The organism is Bradyrhizobium sp. CCBAU 51765 (assembly GCF_015291725.1).
Lineage (GTDB): Bacteria > Pseudomonadota > Alphaproteobacteria > Rhizobiales > Xanthobacteraceae > Bradyrhizobium > Bradyrhizobium liaoningense.
Window position 1 is genome coordinate 2,707,638 of the sequence record NZ_CP030038.1, and the last position, 16,281, is coordinate 2,723,918.

Genomic DNA, 16,281 nt, shown 5'->3' on the forward strand with positions numbered 1-16,281 from the left:
TGGCCTGGGCCCGGCTCTGCGCCGCAACGCTCCACGCATTGCAGCTTGCGCCGGCGAGCCGGCGCCCGTTTGCCGGGCAATTCCGCCGGTGGACTCACCTCCCGCAATCCGGTTCAATGGCAACGAGCTTTCAGGCGATCGGGCAGGCCGGGTGGCGTGCCCAACTCATACGAGAGCCTCCCGTGCCCTTGCGCGAAGCCCGATGGAGTGCTTTTTGCTGCAAGTTTCCCGCGGGGCGCATCGCCCCCGATCCAGAGAGATGAGATGAGCAAACTCGTTATCCGCGCCGGCGATTTCACCTTCGATGCCCGTTTCGAGGAGCAGGCGGCGCCCAAGACCGTCGCCGCCTTCCGCAAGGCGCTGCCGTTCGAAAGCCATATCATCCATGTGCGCTGGAGCGGCGAGGCCGTGTGGATGCCGCTCGGCGACCTCGACTTCGGCGTGGGCTACGAGAACCACACCTCCTATCCCGCGCCCGGCCAGATCATCCTCTATCCCGGCGGCATCAGCGAGACCGAGATCCTGCTCGCCTATGGCGGCGTGCATTTCGCGAGCAAGATGGGCCAGCTCGCCGGCAACCATTTCATCACGCTGACCTCGGGCCTGGAGAATCTGGCGACACTGGGCAAGAGCGTGCTGTGGAAGGGCGCGCTGCCGATCCGCTTCGAGGAAGTCTGAGTGACTGAGCCCCGCTACCCGCGCGATCTCCGCGGCTACGGCCGCAATCCGCCGCATCCGCAATGGCCCGGCAACGCGCGGGTCGCGGTGCAGTTCGTCGTCAATTTCGAGGAGGGCGGCGAGAACAACATCCTGCACGGCGACCGCGCCTCGGAAGCGTTTCTGTCCGACGTGCTCGGTGCGCAGCCCTGGCCGGGCCAGCGCCATGCCAACATCGAATCGATGTTCGAATATGGCTCGCGCGCCGGCTTCTGGCGGCTGTGGCGGATGTTCACCGCGCGCAACTGGCCGACCACCGTGTTCGGCGTCGCTACTGCGCTCAAGCGCAATCCCGAGATCGTCGCGGCGATGAAGGAGGCAGGCTGGGACATCGCGAGCCACAGCCTGAAGTGGATCGAGCACAAGGACATGACGGAAGCGCAGGAGCGCGCCGAGATCGCCGAAGCGATCCGCGTCCATATCGAGGCGACCGGCTCGCGGCCGCTCGGCTGGTACACCGGGCGCTCCTCGATCAACACCAACCGTCTGTTGATGGAGGAGGGCGGCTTCCTCTATCTCTGCGACTCCTATGCCGACGATCTGCCCTATTGGGTGAAGGGTCCGGGCGGCAAGCAACTCATCATTCCGTATACGCTGGATGCCAACGACATGCGCTTCATCAACCCGCAAGGGTTTGCCGAAGGCGAGCAGTTCTACACCTATCTGAAGGACGCCTTCGACGTGCTCTATGCGGAAGGCGAAACCGCTCCGAAGATGATGTCGGTGGGCCTGCACTGCCGCCTCGCCGGCCGGCCCGGACGCGCAGCGGGCTTGATCCGCTTCCTCGACTATATCGGCAAGCACGAGCGCGTCTGGGTGCCGACGCGGCTGCAGATCGCGCAGCACTGGCACGAGAAGCACGGCCATCTTGCCGCCGACGCATTCGAGATCGGATGAGATGATGTCGCAGATTGCGCTGGCCGACCTCAATACTGCAAGCACGGCCGACTTCGTCGCGGCGCTCGCCAACGTCGTCGAATATTCGCCATGGATCGCCGAGCAGCTCGCGGCAAAGCGGCCGTTTGCCGGCATCAATCAGCTGCACGCCGCGCTGATGGCGGCGATCCAGAGCGCCGAGCCTGATGTTCAGCTCGCGCTGATCCGGGCGCATCCCGATCTCGCCAACAAGACGCAGCGCGCCGCCGGCCTCACCGCGGAATCGACCGACGAGCAGAACAGCGCCGGGCTCGACCGGCTGTCGGAGGCCGAATATGCGGCGTTCGAGCGTGCCAACAACGCCTATCGCGACAAGTTCGGCTTTCCCTATATCGTCTGCGTGCGCCGTCACACCAGGGATTCCGTGCTGCGCGACTTCGAGACGCGACTGCTCAATATCGCCAAGACCGAGACGCGACGTGCGATCGAGGAAATTGGCCGCATCTCCGCACTGCGGCTGGATCAGCTCGTCATGGCCGATGACAGGCTGAAGGTGCACGGCCGACTGTCGACCCATGTGCTGGACAATCACATTGGCAAGCCTGCGCCGGGCGTTTCGATCGAGCTCGTGGAGCTCGCGAGCCTTGGCGAGAGCCGCGTCATCGCGCGCGCGGTGACCAATGCCGACGGGCGCACCGACCAGCCGCTGATAGGCGGTCGCCCGCTGCCGATCGGCCGCTACGAGCTCAGATTCCGCGTTGCCAAATATTACGCCGAGCGCAATGTGCCGCTGTCCGATCCGCCGTTTCTCGACGAGATCCCGCTGCGCTTTGCGATCAGCGAGCCGGAAAGCCATTACCACGTGCCGCTGCTGGTCACGCCCTGGAGCTATTCGACCTATCGCGGCAGCTAAAGCACGTCGGTCGGGCGGGCTGGTTCACCTCTCCGCTACGGCGAGAGGTGAACCCACTCTAGCCGCCAAACTTGTCGTGCAGCACCGGAAACAGCCGATCCGGCTTGAAGGGCGGTGCGGTGAAGCGGATGCCGGTGGCATCCGCAATCGCGTTGCCGAGCGCGGCGGCGACCGGATTGTACGGGCTCTCGCTCATCGACTTTGCGCCGAGCGGTCCGATCGTGTCGGACGTCTCGGCGAAGAACACCTCCGTGCGTGGAACGTCGGCGAAAGAGGGCAGGTGGTAGTCGCGAAATTTCGGGTTGATGACGCGGCCGTTCGCATCGATCACCATCTCCTCGTAAAGCGCAGCGCCGAGCGCCTGCGCCACGCCGCCTTCGACCTGACCGCGGCATTGCGTGGGATTGGCGACGATGCCCGCGTCGGCGGCGTGCACGCTCCTGAGAATCCTGATCTCGCCGGTGCCCTTGTTCACGGCGACACGAAAACCCTGCACGTTGAAGCCGACCGAACGCGGCGTGCCGGTGGAATTGCCGGTGCCTGCGAACGGCCGTCCGCGGTCGTGCGCGAGCTTTGCAAGCTCCGTATAGGGCATGCGCCGTACGCCGCTGACGACGGAGTCCCCATCGAGCACGCAGGTTTTCACGTCGCACAGCCACGCGCCGGCGGCCGCCGCCTTCAGCTCGGTCGCAAGCTGCACGGCCGCCGCATGCGTCGCCTTGCCCGCGACGAAAGTGCCGGCGCTGCCATAGGCGCCGGTGTCGTGGCCGCCAAGGGCGGTGTCGGACTGGCGCAGGCGGATTCTTCCGACCGTGGTCGCCAGCGTGGTCGCGGCAATCTGGAGATGCACGGTGCTGGTGCCGTTGCCGAACTCGGCCGTGCCGACGGTGAGGTCGAAGCCGCCGTCGTCGTTGAGTGCGATCGTCGCGTCGGCGATGTGGCCGGCCGGTGGCGCCGTATCGATCATGGCCAGCGCGATGCCGTCGCCGATCAGCCATTCCGGCGACAGGTCCGGCTGCGGGCCATCAGCCTGCATTGCGCGCTCGACGAGGTCGAGGCACTGGTCGAGCCCGTAGGATCCGTAGAGCACGTCGTGATATTCGGACGGCGGCGGCGACAGCATGGGATCGCCAGGCCTCACGATATTGCGCCGGCGCATCTCGTATGGACTGATGCCGAGTTGCCTGGCCAGCTCGTCGATCGCGGCCTCCACCGCGATCAGTGTCTGCGGCAGGCCATAGCCGCGAAACGCGCCCGCCGGCACGGTGTTGGTATAGACGGCGACGCCGTCCACCCGCTTGTTCGGACAATTGTAGACACTGACGGACTCGCCCAGAGCGTGGAACATCACGGGGCCGGCATGATTGCCGTAGGCGCCGGTGTTGGAGAGCACGTCGAGCTGGAGCGCGGTGAGCTTGCCGTCGGCATCGGCGCCCGCCTTGATGTGGACACGCATCGGATGCCGCGTCGAGGTCGCGATGAACTGCTCCTCGCGGGTGAGCTCCAGTTTCACGGGCCGCCCGGTCCTCAGCGCAGCAAGCGCCAGGATGTCCTCGACGAACATCTCCTGCTTGCCGCCGAAGCCGCCGCCGACGCGCTCGCAGAATACGCGGACCTTGTCCATGGGAAGCTGGAAAATGTCCGACAGCGCGCGCCGGGTCAGGAATGGGACCTGCGTCGAGGTGCGGACATTGAGCACGCCTGCGTCATCGAGCCATGCGAGGCCACCATGGGTCTCCAGTGCTGCATGCTGTACACGGTGACTGTGGAAAGTGGCCTCGTAGGTCACGGCGGACGTGGCGAGCGCGGCCGCGACATCGCCGAACTCGCCGTGTGTTTCCGCGACGAGGTTGCGCTGCGCGTCCGCGACGCGGTTCGCAATGGTGCGGTCCGGATGAATGATGGGCGCGCCCGGCTCCATCGCCTGCTCCGGATCGCTCAGCGACGGCAGAATCTCGTAGCTGACTTTCAGCCTGCGGCATGCCTCCTCGGCGGCGCCTTCGGTCTCGGCGATGACGGCGGCGACCTTCTGGCCGATGAAACGCACGATATCGTCGAGGATTCGGGTCTCCTCGGGGTCCATCCAGTCCTTCTCGTGCCGGGCGGTCGACATCAGCACGGATGGCGCATCCTCATGCGTCAGCACCGCATGCACGCCGGCTACGCGAAGGGCTTCCGACCTGTCGATCGTGAGGATCCTGGCGTGAGCATGCGGCGAACGCAGCAGCTTGATGTGCAGCAGTCCGTCGATGGCGGTATCGAAGGTGTAGCGCGCCTTGCCGCGCACGATGTCTGGCCCCGCCGGCGCCGGCAGGCTACGGCCGAACGCGGCGCCGGCCTCGACGCTCGCCTCGACATTGGTCTTGCCGAGGATCGCATCCTCGATCGAACGATAACCGGTGCAGCGGCAGATATTGCCCTTCAGCGCTGCGCCGAGATCGGTCCGCTGAGCCTGGTTCAGCGAGGCACAGGTCAGGATCATGCCGGCGGTGCAGAAGCCGCATTGAAAGCCCTGCGCATCGAGGAAGGCCTGCTGCATCGGATGCGTGCCGTCATCTCCGCCAAGACCTTCAATCGTGGTGACGGCGCGTCCCTCGGCACGGAACGCCGGGATCAGGCAGCTGTGCACCGGCTCCCCGTCGAGCAGCACGGTGCAGGCGCCGCAATCGCCGGCATCGCAGCCCTTTTTGACGCCGAAATGGCCGAGCTCGCGCAGGAACGTGCGCAGGCACTGGCCGGCGCGCGGCTCCTGAGAAAATACCTTGCTGTTGACCTCGAAGCTCATGGTCGCGTTACTCCCAGGAGCTCACCGCGAATTTCCTCGGCGAGCCGCAGCGTCATGTGCTTGCGCCAGAGCGGCTTGCCGTGGATGTCGGTGTTGTACAACTCCTCGGTGACCCCTTCCGAGACGGCGGCGCGGAGCCCAGCGGCGTCCGGCGCCTTGGCAAAGAAGAGTTGCACCGGCCGCACCGTCGATGCGGTGATCGTCAATGTCAGTCTGCCATCCGGATCGAGGCTGCCGATCAGAAGCGCTGCCGAGCGGCCGACGGGGGCCAGCGAAATCTGGCGAAAGGCCGCGCGACGGCGCAGTGCCGCAATCGGGATATCGATCTGGCGCAGCAGGTCGCCGGGCATGAGACGGTTGCTCTGGTTGCCGGTGACGAAATCGACGACGGGAATGTTCTGCTCGCCGCCCCCGGCCTTCCAGATGGTGCAGACGCCGTCGAGCGCCGATGTGAGCGAGATCATCGGCCCCGCCGGCAGCGACATGCAGAGATTGCCGCCGACCGTGGCTGTCTTCCAGATCTTGAAGGAGGCGAGGAAGGCCCGGCAACACCGGCCGATCAATGGCGCTGCGAGCCAGTCGGGCGGGCAGGATAGACCGTCCAGCTGGGCAACCGTGCAGGTGGCGGCAATGGAGAGATGGCTGTCCGTGATCGTCAGCGCCGGCCATCTCAGATCGGTGAGATCGATCAGTCGCCTCAGGTGGACCTGCGGCTCCGAGTACAGCCAGGTACCCCCCGCAAGCCAGGCATCACCTGTCGTCCAGGCAGGCAGTTGCGCACGCGTTTGCGGGTGGGCCACCGTCGTGATGGTATTCAAATCCATGGCTGCGCCAGCGCTTCCGCCCGGGGTGAATCGTGCAGACGAGTCTTGCAAGACCGGAGCCAAGCCGCAACAAACAAGTCGTAGCAATACCGTGTTCGGACTGGCGTTCCCCTTGCAGGCCGGTCGTCATTCGGCGTGTGGAGAAGCAGGATCATGAGCGATGCGAAGCCCATCTGGATCAGGGATCCCCTCGCCATCCTTGCCGACGGTGCCGAACGCGGCATCGTGGTGAAGGACGGCCTGATCGTCGAGCTGGTGCCGGCCGGCGGTGCGCCTGCAACCGCGGATGTCGCAGTGTTCGATGCAGGCGAGCACGTCGTGCTGCCGGGCCTGATCAATACCCATCATCATTTCTACCAGACGCTGACGCGGGCGCTGCCGGCTGCAATGGACCGGCAGCTGTTTCCCTGGCTCCAGGCGCTCTATCCGGTCTGGGCGAGGCTCACGCCTGAGGCGCTCGAGCTCGGCGTCACGGTGGCGATGTCCGAGCTGCTGCTCTCCGGCTGCACCACCACGACCGATCACCACTATGTTTTCCCGGCAGGGCTCGAGGACGCCGTCGACATCGAGGTGGCGGTGGCACAGCGACTGGGGGTGCGGGTGCTGCTGACCCGAGGCTCGATGAACCTGTTGCAGCGCGACGGCGGCCTGCCGCCTGACAGCGTCGTGCAGGACGAGGATACGATCCTCGCCGACAGCGCGCGCGTGGTCGCCAAGCATCACCAGCGCGGCGCGGATGCGATGGTGCAGATCGCGCTCGCGCCGTGCTCGCCGTTCTCGGTGACGACTTCGCTGATGCGCGCGACCGCCGATCTCGCCGACACGCTCGACGTGCGCCTGCATACGCACCTCGCCGAGACCGAGGACGAGAACAAATTCTGTCAGCAGATGTATGGTTGCCGCCCGCTCGACTATCTCGAGCAATGCGGCTGGCTCAATGCGCGAACCTGGCTCGCCCATGGAATCTTCTTCAACGCCGATGAGATCAAGCGGCTCGGCCAGGCGAAGACGACCGTCAGCCATTGCGCCTGCAGCAACCAGCTGCTGGCGTCCGGCTGCTGTCCCGTCTGCGAGATGGAGGAGGCCGGCGTCGGGATCGGGATCGGCGTCGACGGCTCGGCGTCGAACGACGGCTCAAACCTGATGCAGGAGGTACGCGCCGCTTTCCTGCTGCAACGGGCCCGCTACGGGGTGACGAAAGTCAGTCACAAGGATGCGCTGCGCTGGGCGACCAAGGGTTCGGCGGCCTGTGTCGGGCGGCCGGAACTCGGTGAGATCGCCGTCGGCAAGGCCGCCGATCTCGCTCTGTTCAGGCTCGACGAGCTGCGCTTTTCCGGCCACGGCGATCCGCTGGCTGCCTTGGTGCTGTGCGGGGCGCATCGGGCCGACCGGGTGATGGTGGCCGGAAAATGGACGGTGATCGACGGCGCGATTCCGGGCCTGGACGTGGCAGACCTCATCCGCCGCCACGGTTCCGCAGCGCGGGCCATGCGGGCTGGATAGGCCAAGCAAGGTGGAAAGAGGGGGCAGCCACAAGTGCCGGGTGCTTCTGGCCACCCCCTCCGAACCTCCTCCGGGAGGAGCAGGTGAATTGGGGAATGCAAGAAGCGTGCTACTTGCCCGGCAGTTTGTCGTCGATGCCTTTCACGTAGAAATTCATGCCAAGGATCTGGCCGTCGTCGAGGTGATCGCCGCCCTTGCACTCGACCGGCTTGCCGTCCTGCCCAACGATCGGGCATTTGAACGGATGCAGCTTGCCCGCAGTGATCGCGGCCTGGGCATCCTCGGCCATCTTTTTCACATCGTCCGGCATGTTGGTGTAGGGCGCCATCGCGAACATGTGGCTGTCGAGGCCGCCCCAGGTGTTTTCGGACTTCCAGGTTCCGGCGAGCTCGGCCTTGACGCGCTCGATGTAGTAGGGGCCCCAGGTATCCAGGATCGAGGTGAGCTGGGTCTTGGGCCCGAACTTGATCATCTCGGAATCCTGGCCGAAGGCGAGCTTGCCGCGTTCGCTGGCGATCTGCATGGCGGCGGGCGAATCCGTGTGCTGCATGATGATGTCGGCGCCCTGGTCGATCAGCGCCTTGGCGGCGTCGGCTTCCTTGCCGGGATCGAACCAGGTGTTGGCCCAGATGATCTTGACCTTGATGTTCGGGTTGATGGTCTGCGCCGCCAGCATCGTCGCGTTGATGCCGGAGACGACCTCCGGAATCGGGAACGAGCCGATGTAGCCGAGCACGCCCGACTTCGACATCTTCGCTGCGATCAGGCCTTGAATGTAGCGGCCCTGATACCATTTCGCCGAATAGGTCGACATGTTCGGGTTGCGCTTGTAACCGGTGGCGTGCTCGAAATGCACGTTCGGGTATTTCTTGGCGACCTTCAGCGTCGAGTCCATGTAGCCGAAGGACGTCGTGAAGATCAGCTTGTTGCCGGCGCGGACCAGCTGCTCGATCGAACGCTCGGCGTCGGGGCCTTCGGGCACGTTCTCGAGGTATGTGGTCTCGATCTTGTCGCCCAGTTCCTTCACCAGCGCCTGACGACCGAGGTCGTGCTGATAGGTCCAGCCGAGGTCTCCGATCGGACCCACATAGACGAAGCCGACCTTCAGCTTGTCGGCGGCGGAGGCTGCACCGAGGCTGCCGGCAAGCAAGAGCCCCGCAGTCAGGGCAAGAAGTGATTTCCGCATCATCAATCTCCAACATCAGGGGCAAGCCACGATCCGCAACACGCGCCCCGCCGCGCACGCCGCGGAGAATAATTCAACGATCAGGCACGAACACCGTGCCGAGTGCGGCCGGCGCGGTCGAGCCGCCGCTGCGTGCGCGGGAGAGCAGGACCAGGACGATAACGGTTGCGAGATAAGGCAGTGCCGACATAAATTGCGAGGGAATGCCGACGCCCCAGCCTTGCGCGTGCAGCTGCAGGATCGTCACGGCGCCGAAGAGATAGGCGCCGACCACGAGTCTGCCCGGCCGCCAGGACGAGAACACCACCAGCGCCAAGGCGATCCATCCGCGGCCGGCGGTCATGCCGGGAATGAAGAACGGCGTGTAGGCGAGCGGCAGATAGGCGCCCGCAAGGCCGGCGCAGGCACCGCCGAACATCACGGCGAAGGTGCGGATGCGCAGCACGGGATAGCCAAGCGCATGTGCGGAGACATGATTGTCGCCGCAAGCGCGCAGGATCAACCCCGCCCGCGTGCGGTACAGGAACCACCAGACGCCGGCGATCAGTGCGACCGAGAAATAGACGAAGCCGTCCTCGCCGAACAGCACGCGGCCGATCAGCGGAATGTCCGTCAGGACGGGAATATAGAGGTGCATTGCCGGCGTGATGCGCTCGCCGACGAAGCCGGCGCCGATCAGGCCGGAGAGCCCGACGCCGAGGATGGTCAGCGCGAGCCCGGTCGCAACCTGGTTGACGGCAAGCCCGAGCGCCATCAGCGCGAAGACGAGCGACATCAGCGCGCCCGCGACCACGCCGAACAGCGCGCCGATGAAGACCGATCCGGTCAGCCAGGCGCCGGCAAAGCCGCAGGCCGCGCCGACGATCATCATGCCCTCGACGCCGAGATTGAGCACGCCGGAGCGCTCGGTCACGAGTTCGCCGGTCGCCGCGATCAGCAGCGGCGTCGACGCGGCGAGCACCGCGAGGATGATGGCTTCAACCAGCTCCACGAGACACCTGTCGGTTCGGGAAGACCAACTTGAAGCGGTAGAGGATGAGGGAATCGCAGGCGAGCACGTAGAACAGCAGAATGCCCTGAAAGACCTTGGTGACGTCCAACGGGATCTTCATCGCGATTTGCGCCTGTTCGCCGCCGATAAAGGTCAATGCCAGGAATAGGCCTGCAATGAGTATTCCAACTGGGTTCAGACGGCCGAGGAAGGCCACGATGATCGCGGTAAAGCCGTAACCAGGCGAGATGCCGGGCTGGAGATGCCCGATCGGACCTGCAACCTCGATGATCCCGGCGAGGCCCGCCAGGGCGCCTGATACCGCGAAGGTCAGGATGATCAGCTGATTGGCATTGAAGCCGCCGAACCGCGCCGCACGGGGCGCAGCTCCAACCACGCGGATCTCAAAGCCTTTAATGGTACGCCCGAGCAGGATCGCCGCTGCTGCCACGACGAGCAGGGCGATGATCGAGCCGAGATGCAGCCGGCCGCCCTCGATCAGCAGGGGGACTGTCGCCACCGGATCGAATTCCGCCGTGGTCGGAAAATTGAAGCCCTGCGGGTCGCGCCATGGACCGCGCACGAGATAGTCGAGGAAGAGGTCGGCGACATAGACCAGCATCAGGCTGGTCAGGATCTCGCTGGCGCCGAACTTGACTTTGCAGATCGCCGGGATCAGCGCATAGAGCGCGCCCGCTGCGGCGGCGAGGACGAGCATGGCCGGCAGCACCCAGGCGCCGGCGTCGGTGCCTTGCGTCTTCACCGCAACCCAGCTTCCGGCGACCGCGCCGATCAGGAATTGTCCCTCGGCACCGATGTTCCAGGCATTGGCGAGATAGCAGAGCGACAGCCCGATCGCGATCATCACCAGCGGCGTTGCCTTCACCGCGATCTCCTGGAGCGAATAGCCGTCGGTCAAGGGTGCAATGAAATAGGCGTGTAGGGCGAGCAGCGGATTCTTGCCCAGTATCGCGAACAGGATGACCATGGTCAGGATCGTGAGGCCGACCGCGATCAGTGGGGATACCAGCGCGATCGTGCCGGAGCGCTCGACGCGCTTCTCAAGCACCAGCTGCATGAGCGGCCTCCTTCGGTTCCAGGCTGCTGCCGCCCATCAGGAGGCCGAGCTTTTCGCGGCTCGCTTCGCTGGCTGCGAGCGGAGCGGAGAGCCTGCCGTGGAACATCACGGCGATGCGGTCGGCGATCTCCGCAAGCTCGTCGAGATCCTGGCTGGTCACGAGGACGGCGGCGCCGGCGGTTGCGAGATCGAGCAGCGCCTGCCGGATGACGGCGGCGGCGCCGGCATCGACGCCCCAGGTCGGCTGGTTCACCACCAGCACCGCGGGGGAGCGCAGGATCTCGCGTCCCACGATGAACTTCTGCAGATTGCCGCCGGACAGGCTCGCGGCTTCCGGATCGCGTTTGGCCTTGCGGACGTCGAACGTCTCGGTCGCACGGTCGACCGCCTTCAGCGTGGCTGCGGTGTCGATGAAGCCACGGCGGACCATGCCGCTGGCGGCGTGCCCGGTGAGCAGTGCGTTCTCCGACAGCTTCATGCGGGGCGCGGTGCCGTGGCCGAGCCGCTCCTCGGGTACGAAAGCGGCGCCCAGCCTGCGCCGCTGGGTGATCGAGAGATGGCCGGCGGCGATGCCTTCGATCACCACCGTGCCAGGGTCCTTCGCGAGGCGCTCGCCGGAGAGCGCGGCGAACAGTTCGTCCTGGCCGTTGCCGGCGACCCCGGCGATGCCGAGGATCTCGCCGCCCTTCAGTTCGAACGAGATGTGCTCGAGCCGCACACCATGCGCGTCTGCGGGGGCCAGCGAAAGATCGTCGACCACGAGCCGCGGCACCGTGGTCTTGCGGCCGGATGCGGCCTTCACCTCCTTGATCTCACCGCCGACCATCATCCGCGCGAGCGAGGCTGCGGTCTCGCGCCGCGGGTTGCAGGTCTCGACCTTCCTGCCGCCGCGCAGGATCGTCGCGGTGTCACAGAGGCGCTTCACCTCCTCCAGCTTGTGGCTGATATAGAGGATGGCGCGGCCCTCGGCCTTGAGCCGCTCCAGCACGATGAAGAGCTGATCTGCCTCCTGCGGCGTCAGCACCGCGGTGGGCTCGTCCAGGATCAGGAATTTCGGATCCTGCATCAAGGCGCGGACGATCTCGATGCGCTGGCGCTCGCCGACGGACAGTTGCCAGACTTCGCGCCTGGGATCGAGGGGCAGTCCATAGGTCTTCGACACCTGCTCCAGCCGCGCCGACATGTCCTTGAAGGACTCTTTGCCGTCGAGGCCGAGCGCGACGTTCTCGGCGACGGTCAGATTGTCGAACAGCGAGAAATGCTGGAACACCATACCGATGCCGAGGCAGCGTGCTTCCGAGGGACCGGAAAGCACGATTCGTTGCCCCTGCCAACGAATCTCGCCGGCGCTGGGCTGGATCAGCCCGTAGATGGCTTTGACCAGCGTCGACTTGCCGGCGCCGTTCTCGCCGAGCAGCGCGTGAATTTCACTCGGCCAGATGTCGATGTCGATGGCGTCGTTGGCGAGGAAATCGCCATAACGCTTGGTGAGGCCGATCGTCCTCAGGAGCGGGGAATCGCCGGAATGCTGGCCGTTGGGCGTCGGATCTAACATTCGCTGATGCGCTTGCATGCGTGAAGTGTCTCGATACTGGGCCAGTTTGAACCGCGCTGTAAGATGTGAAAAAGCATCATCCCTTGCTCAACGTTTCGGCGGGCGATCGGCCAGCGGGTCGTCAACCGTGCTGAGCGACCAGGTCGCGACAGCTGCTCCAACTCGGCATCACATCGGGCGCGATCAGAAAAACGGCGTCATCTCCCTCTGGATGTGCTGCTACTTCGTCCAAGCGCCGTCGTGCAGTGCTTCAGCCTCCTTTTCGAGCAGGGGGCCGATGACCTCTGTCGGGCGCTGGCCGCTGGCAAAGACCTCGCGGCACGGCAGGTCGAGGGTCGGGTTCTCCGGATGGTTGCCGGTGAGGCCGCGCAGGCGACGCTCGCTGAGGCCAAAGACGACGCGGCCGATGCCGGCCCAGTAGATCGCGCCGGCACACATCGCGCAGGGCTCGGCCGACGAATAGAGCGTGGCCTTCGCCAGCACTTCGCGCCCGAGCGTGCGGCAGGCCTGGGTGGCCGCGAGACGTTCGGCATGCGCGGTGCCGTCATGATCCGGCAAGTAGCCATTCTCGCTCTCGATGAGAACCTGGGCCGTCGGCCGCGACAACGATGCAGCCGAAGGGATGATTGCCATGGCTAAGCGAGCGGCGGGCGACCGCGAACGACAGGCGCAGGAAGTGTTCGTCACGTTCGGACGCAGCGTCCATCGCTACTCCGCGGTCAATGCCCGCCATTGCGCCGGCCGACCACGATGAATGTCGGCTTCGCTGATCCGTGCTTCATACACAATTTGCTGTGAAACATCACCAGCCAGCCGGACGATTGCTGACGACGGCATTTCCCGGATAACCGATTGAAAAATATCGATAATGCGGCCCATTAGATCCCTGATTGGGAAAAGATGCCAGACCCAATTGCACGCGTTGGGGCTCCCGCGCGCATGACCGGTGCGAGGCAGCGTGGCGCGTACCCCCATTCATGCTAATCACGCGCTTGTTGGGGCAGGCGCCGGTGCGTGATTTGCTGGCACCGAACTCGTACCGATCGCCGGGACAGCCGCCGCCGCGGTCCAGAGAAGAGGAAATTTGTCGAGATGGGGTCCGCTAACGCCGTTCAAAATGCATCGCTCGGCGAAGTGATCGTGCGTCGGATCAACGATCTGGCCGCGATCTCGGAAGAGGGTGACAAACTCACCCGCATCTATCTCACCAAGGAGTTGCGCGAGGCGGCGGACCTCATCCTGGGCTGGATGCGTGAAGCCGGCATGAGCGCGCGCCTCGATGCGATCGGCAACGTCTGCGGCCGCTACGAAGGCGACCGGCCGGGTGCTCCCTGCCTGATGCTCGGCTCGCACTACGACACCGTGCGCGATGCCGGCAAATGGGATGGACCGCTGGGGGTGATCACCGCGATCTCTTGCATTGCCGATCTCAACCGCCGCGGCAGGCGCCTGCCGTTTGCGATCGAGGTGGTCGGTTTTGCCGATGAGGAGGGCGTGCGCTTCGCTTCGACCTTGCTCGGCAGCCGTGCGGTGGCCGGCACCTTTGACGAGAGTGTGCTGAGCACGCGCGATCGCGATGGCGTGTCGATGCGCGATGCGCTCGTGCAGTTCGGGCTCGACCCCGACCATATCGGCGCGGCCGCGCGAGCGCGGCGTGAGCTGCTTGCCTACCTCGAATTGCACATCGAGCAGGGGCCGGTGCTGGAAGCGCAGAACCTGCCCGTGGGAGTGGTCACCGCGATTGCCGGCGCCACACGGCTCGCCGCGCGGCTGACGGGCATGGCCGGTCACGCCGGCACCGTACCGATGGAGCTTCGGCGCGACGCGCTCGCCGGGGCGGCCGAATGCATCGGTGCGATCGAGCAATTCTGTCGCACCGACGAGGGCGGCCTGGTCGGCACCGTCGGCTACATCCAGGCGCGGCCCGGCGCGACCAACGTCATTCCGGGCGAAGTATCCTTCACCATCGATATGCGCGCTCCCACCGACATGCACCGCAAGCGTGCGGTGGCCGATATCGTCCGCCGGATCGAGGCGATCGCCGAGCGCCGGCAGCTGGCCCTTCAGCTTGACGTCACCCACCAGAACCGCACCGCGCCTTGCGCGCCGTGGCTCAAGGAGCAGATCGCGCAGGCGATCGAAGCCGAAGGCTTCTCGGTGTTCGAGCTGCCGAGCGGGGCAGGGCACGACGGCATGGCGATGATTGACATTGCCGATGTCGGCATGATCTTCGTCCGCTGCCGCGGCGGTATCAGCCATCACCCGGATGAACATGTCGAGCTCGCCGATGCCGATGCCGGCGCGCGGGTGCTGCTGCGGCTGATCGAGAATTTTCAGACACGGGAGAGCCGCGCCACCGCGAGCTGAACAGCCGGCCCCCGGTCGTCATCGTGGCGAGACACGAATCAGTCACACTTGGAATGGTGACCGGCCAATGCCGGGATCGCGCGACATCAGGTGCACATGAAAACCAACATTCCCCTGCCGTCACATCGCGGAAACCGGTTTTACCAGGGCGGGGTTGCGACCCTTGTCGCCAACGCTCTTCAGGCGGTCAATTTTCTCGGCGACCGGTTCCTGAGAAAGTCGCATCATTCGTTGTCGGCTATCGAGGACCTCTATCGGCACTCGATGGACAGCGCGTTCTCGGTGACCGAGGCTTTCCTCGTCACAGGCGCCCCGCACGCCTCCGCCTATTATCCGCGAGACTTCGCGTGGTTCTATCCCGACGTTCTCGACCCCGAAACCATCATGGATCCGCAGGATGCGGTGCGGCGGGTTCGGTTGCTCGAAAAGAGCGTCCGTTTGTTGCTGGAGGCGGTTCGCGCCGGTGTCGTCACGACGACCATCGTCCCGGCGGGACGCGGTCGGTACCTCGGCGTGAACTATTTCTCGCGCCCGTCGGACACGCTGCTCGGCATTCTCGCCGGTCTCCAGCAGATGATCTCTGCCGAAGACAGGACGGCCGCCTACCTGGCAATGTCACAATGCGCGCATGCAGGCCGCCTGTTGCTGGCCGAATATGGCGGTGACCTGAAGCGAGCGATCCTCCAGCTCGCAAGCGAGCTCGAACCGTTGAGTGACGACGGTACCAGGTATTTGCTTTGCGACGTCCACGCACCGCGCTCCGCCGCAACGGACACCCGCGCCGAACGCAGGCGCTTCGTGACCAATGCTTCCGTCTACACGACGTTCGTGTGGGGCGTGCAGCTCGGGGTCGTCGACGAGAACGAGCTGAAGCGGCTGCTCGGGCGTGATCTTGCGCAGTACAAGAAGGACCTGCTCCGCCTGTTCGGCAAAGACGGCCATATCAGGCATTCCCTGGAGGGTTCGGAGAGCTCGCCGGCCTCATCGGTCGCGCTTGATTTCGTCAGCGTGCATCGTGGATTCTGGAATATGAGCGATGCGAGCGAGCGGGCGCTGTTTGCGGCCACGACGGATCTGATCATTGCGGAGCCGCGGTTTCGCATCCCCAGCACGTTTCATTTCCTGGTCTCAGCCGATAATCCCAGAAACAAGATGATCCACAGGATTGCGGCACCAGCCTATCAGGGGCGTTCCTGCTGGCCGACGTTCAACGTCGAGTTCGCGGATCGCATGCTGGACTATGACGAATTCACTGGCGGCGAGACCTATCGGGCCTGCGCCAAAGGAATATTGAAGGATATTCGGACAGCGACCGAGGTTCACGGCGGCTATCAGGAGCTGATCTCAGAACAGGGTCTGAAGTATCGCACCTGGGCCTATAAGGGCGCCGTGGCTCATTCCTGGTTTCCGCGCTTCCTGTCCGTCTGGCGGCGGGCGTACGGAACGCCACTCCTCCGGTGGATTGACGAATCCACTCGGTGACGTA

At 65.1% G+C, this 16,281-nt stretch carries 13 protein-coding genes and 1 pseudogene; 6 read left to right on the plus strand and 8 right to left on the minus strand.

Features of this window, described 5'->3' with window-relative positions; all coding sequences use genetic code 11:
- Window positions 1-264 precede the first annotated feature (264 nt).
- From XH96_RS12870 to uraD, 3 genes are read left to right on the plus strand one after another with little or no spacing between them, the layout of a single operon-like run.
- Entirely contained in the window at window positions 265-678 is a 414-nt protein-coding gene (locus tag XH96_RS12870) for a DUF3830 family protein (protein WP_025037689.1), read from the plus strand.
- Window positions 679-1,614, plus strand: coding sequence for an allantoinase PuuE (gene puuE, locus XH96_RS12875; RefSeq protein WP_194392823.1), 936 nt, complete (start codon window positions 679-681; stop codon window positions 1,612-1,614).
- A gap of 4 nt (window positions 1,615-1,618) precedes the next feature.
- Entirely contained in the window at window positions 1,619-2,506 is an 888-nt protein-coding gene (gene uraD, locus XH96_RS12880) for a 2-oxo-4-hydroxy-4-carboxy-5-ureidoimidazoline decarboxylase (protein WP_194394126.1), read from the plus strand.
- 58 nt (window positions 2,507-2,564) lie between these two features.
- On the opposite strand, the gene XH96_RS12885 is transcribed toward uraD, so the two are convergent.
- Together XH96_RS12885 and XH96_RS12890 are read right to left on the minus strand one after the other, a co-directional pair.
- Window positions 2,565-5,291, minus strand: coding sequence for a molybdopterin cofactor-binding domain-containing protein (locus XH96_RS12885; protein ID WP_194392824.1), 2,727 nt, complete (start codon window positions 5,289-5,291; stop codon window positions 2,565-2,567).
- The gene (locus tag XH96_RS12890) at window positions 5,288-6,115 is read right to left on the minus strand and encodes an FAD binding domain-containing protein (RefSeq protein ID WP_194392825.1); all 828 of its coding nucleotides are present in this window, start codon (window positions 6,113-6,115) and stop codon (window positions 5,288-5,290) included. Before XH96_RS12890 ends, XH96_RS12885 begins: the two co-directional genes overlap by 4 nt.
- Window positions 6,116-6,268: 153 nt before the next feature.
- Here XH96_RS12890 and XH96_RS12895 point away from each other — a divergent pair, with 153 nt between their 5' ends.
- On the plus strand, window positions 6,269-7,618 hold the full coding sequence (locus tag XH96_RS12895) for an 8-oxoguanine deaminase (protein WP_194392826.1): 1,350 nt from the start codon (window positions 6,269-6,271) through the stop codon (window positions 7,616-7,618).
- A gap of 109 nt (window positions 7,619-7,727) precedes the next feature.
- Here the strand turns inward: XH96_RS12895 and XH96_RS12900 are convergent, their stop codons facing one another.
- The 6 genes and pseudogenes from XH96_RS12900 to XH96_RS12925 all read right to left on the minus strand — a co-directional run bounded on the left by XH96_RS12900 (window position 7,728) and on the right by XH96_RS12925 (window position 13,307).
- Window positions 7,728-8,804, minus strand: a complete 1,077-nt coding sequence (locus XH96_RS12900; RefSeq protein ID WP_194392827.1) for a BMP family ABC transporter substrate-binding protein — start codon at window positions 8,802-8,804, stop codon at window positions 7,728-7,730.
- A 73-nt stretch (window positions 8,805-8,877) separates the two neighbouring features.
- Window positions 8,878-9,795, minus strand: a complete 918-nt coding sequence (locus tag XH96_RS12905) for an ABC transporter permease (RefSeq protein WP_194392828.1) — start codon at window positions 9,793-9,795, stop codon at window positions 8,878-8,880.
- A complete protein-coding gene (locus tag XH96_RS12910) occupies window positions 9,782-10,873 on the minus strand; it encodes an ABC transporter permease (RefSeq protein ID WP_194392829.1) in 1,092 nt (363 codons plus the stop codon). The genes XH96_RS12905 and XH96_RS12910 overlap by 14 nt, the downstream gene beginning before the upstream one ends.
- On the minus strand, window positions 10,857-12,428 hold the full coding sequence (locus tag XH96_RS12915) for an ABC transporter ATP-binding protein (RefSeq protein ID WP_194392830.1): 1,572 nt from the start codon (window positions 12,426-12,428) through the stop codon (window positions 10,857-10,859). The genes XH96_RS12910 and XH96_RS12915 overlap by 17 nt, the downstream gene beginning before the upstream one ends.
- Window positions 12,429-12,647: 219 nt before the next feature.
- Window positions 12,648-13,134 (minus strand): annotated as a pseudogene (locus XH96_RS12920) (nucleoside deaminase).
- A 2-nt stretch (window positions 13,135-13,136) separates the two neighbouring features.
- Entirely contained in the window at window positions 13,137-13,307 is a 171-nt protein-coding gene (locus XH96_RS12925; RefSeq protein WP_194392831.1) for a hypothetical protein, read from the minus strand.
- Between the two features lie 213 nt (window positions 13,308-13,520).
- On the opposite strand from XH96_RS12925, the gene XH96_RS12930 reads away from it, so the two are divergent.
- Both XH96_RS12930 and XH96_RS12935 read left to right on the plus strand, forming a co-directional pair.
- Entirely contained in the window at window positions 13,521-14,795 is a 1,275-nt protein-coding gene (locus XH96_RS12930; RefSeq protein ID WP_194392832.1) for an allantoate amidohydrolase, read from the plus strand.
- 96 nt (window positions 14,796-14,891) lie between these two features.
- Window positions 14,892-16,277, plus strand: coding sequence for a hypothetical protein (locus XH96_RS12935; RefSeq protein WP_194392833.1), 1,386 nt, complete (start codon window positions 14,892-14,894; stop codon window positions 16,275-16,277).
- The last annotated feature ends 4 nt before the right edge of the window (window positions 16,278-16,281 follow it).

What these genes read in the sequence shown, in the direction of transcription:
- XH96_RS12870 (WP_025037689.1), top strand. Translation starts at nt 265, where the DNA reads ATGAGCAAACTCGTTATCCGCGCCGGCGATTTCACCTTCGATGCCCGT.
- uraD (WP_194394126.1), top strand. Translation starts at nt 1,619, where the DNA reads ATGTCGCAGATTGCGCTGGCCGACCTCAATACTGCAAGCACGGCCGAC.
- XH96_RS12885 (WP_194392824.1), bottom strand. Translation starts at nt 5,291, where the DNA reads ATGAGCTTCGAGGTCAACAGCAAGGTATTTTCTCAGGAGCCGCGCGCC.
- XH96_RS12890 (WP_194392825.1), bottom strand. Translation starts at nt 6,115, where the DNA reads ATGGATTTGAATACCATCACGACGGTGGCCCACCCGCAAACGCGTGCG.
- XH96_RS12895 (WP_194392826.1), top strand. Translation starts at nt 6,269, where the DNA reads ATGAGCGATGCGAAGCCCATCTGGATCAGGGATCCCCTCGCCATCCTT.
- XH96_RS12900 (WP_194392827.1), bottom strand. Translation starts at nt 8,804, where the DNA reads ATGCGGAAATCACTTCTTGCCCTGACTGCGGGGCTCTTGCTTGCCGGC.
- XH96_RS12910 (WP_194392829.1), bottom strand. Translation starts at nt 10,873, where the DNA reads ATGCAGCTGGTGCTTGAGAAGCGCGTCGAGCGCTCCGGCACGATCGCG.
- XH96_RS12915 (WP_194392830.1), bottom strand. Translation starts at nt 12,428, where the DNA reads ATGTTAGATCCGACGCCCAACGGCCAGCATTCCGGCGATTCCCCGCTC.
- XH96_RS12925 (WP_194392831.1), bottom strand. Translation starts at nt 13,307, where the DNA reads ATGGGCCGCATTATCGATATTTTTCAATCGGTTATCCGGGAAATGCCG.
- XH96_RS12930 (WP_194392832.1), top strand. Translation starts at nt 13,521, where the DNA reads ATGGGGTCCGCTAACGCCGTTCAAAATGCATCGCTCGGCGAAGTGATC.
- XH96_RS12935 (WP_194392833.1), top strand. Translation starts at nt 14,892, where the DNA reads ATGAAAACCAACATTCCCCTGCCGTCACATCGCGGAAACCGGTTTTAC.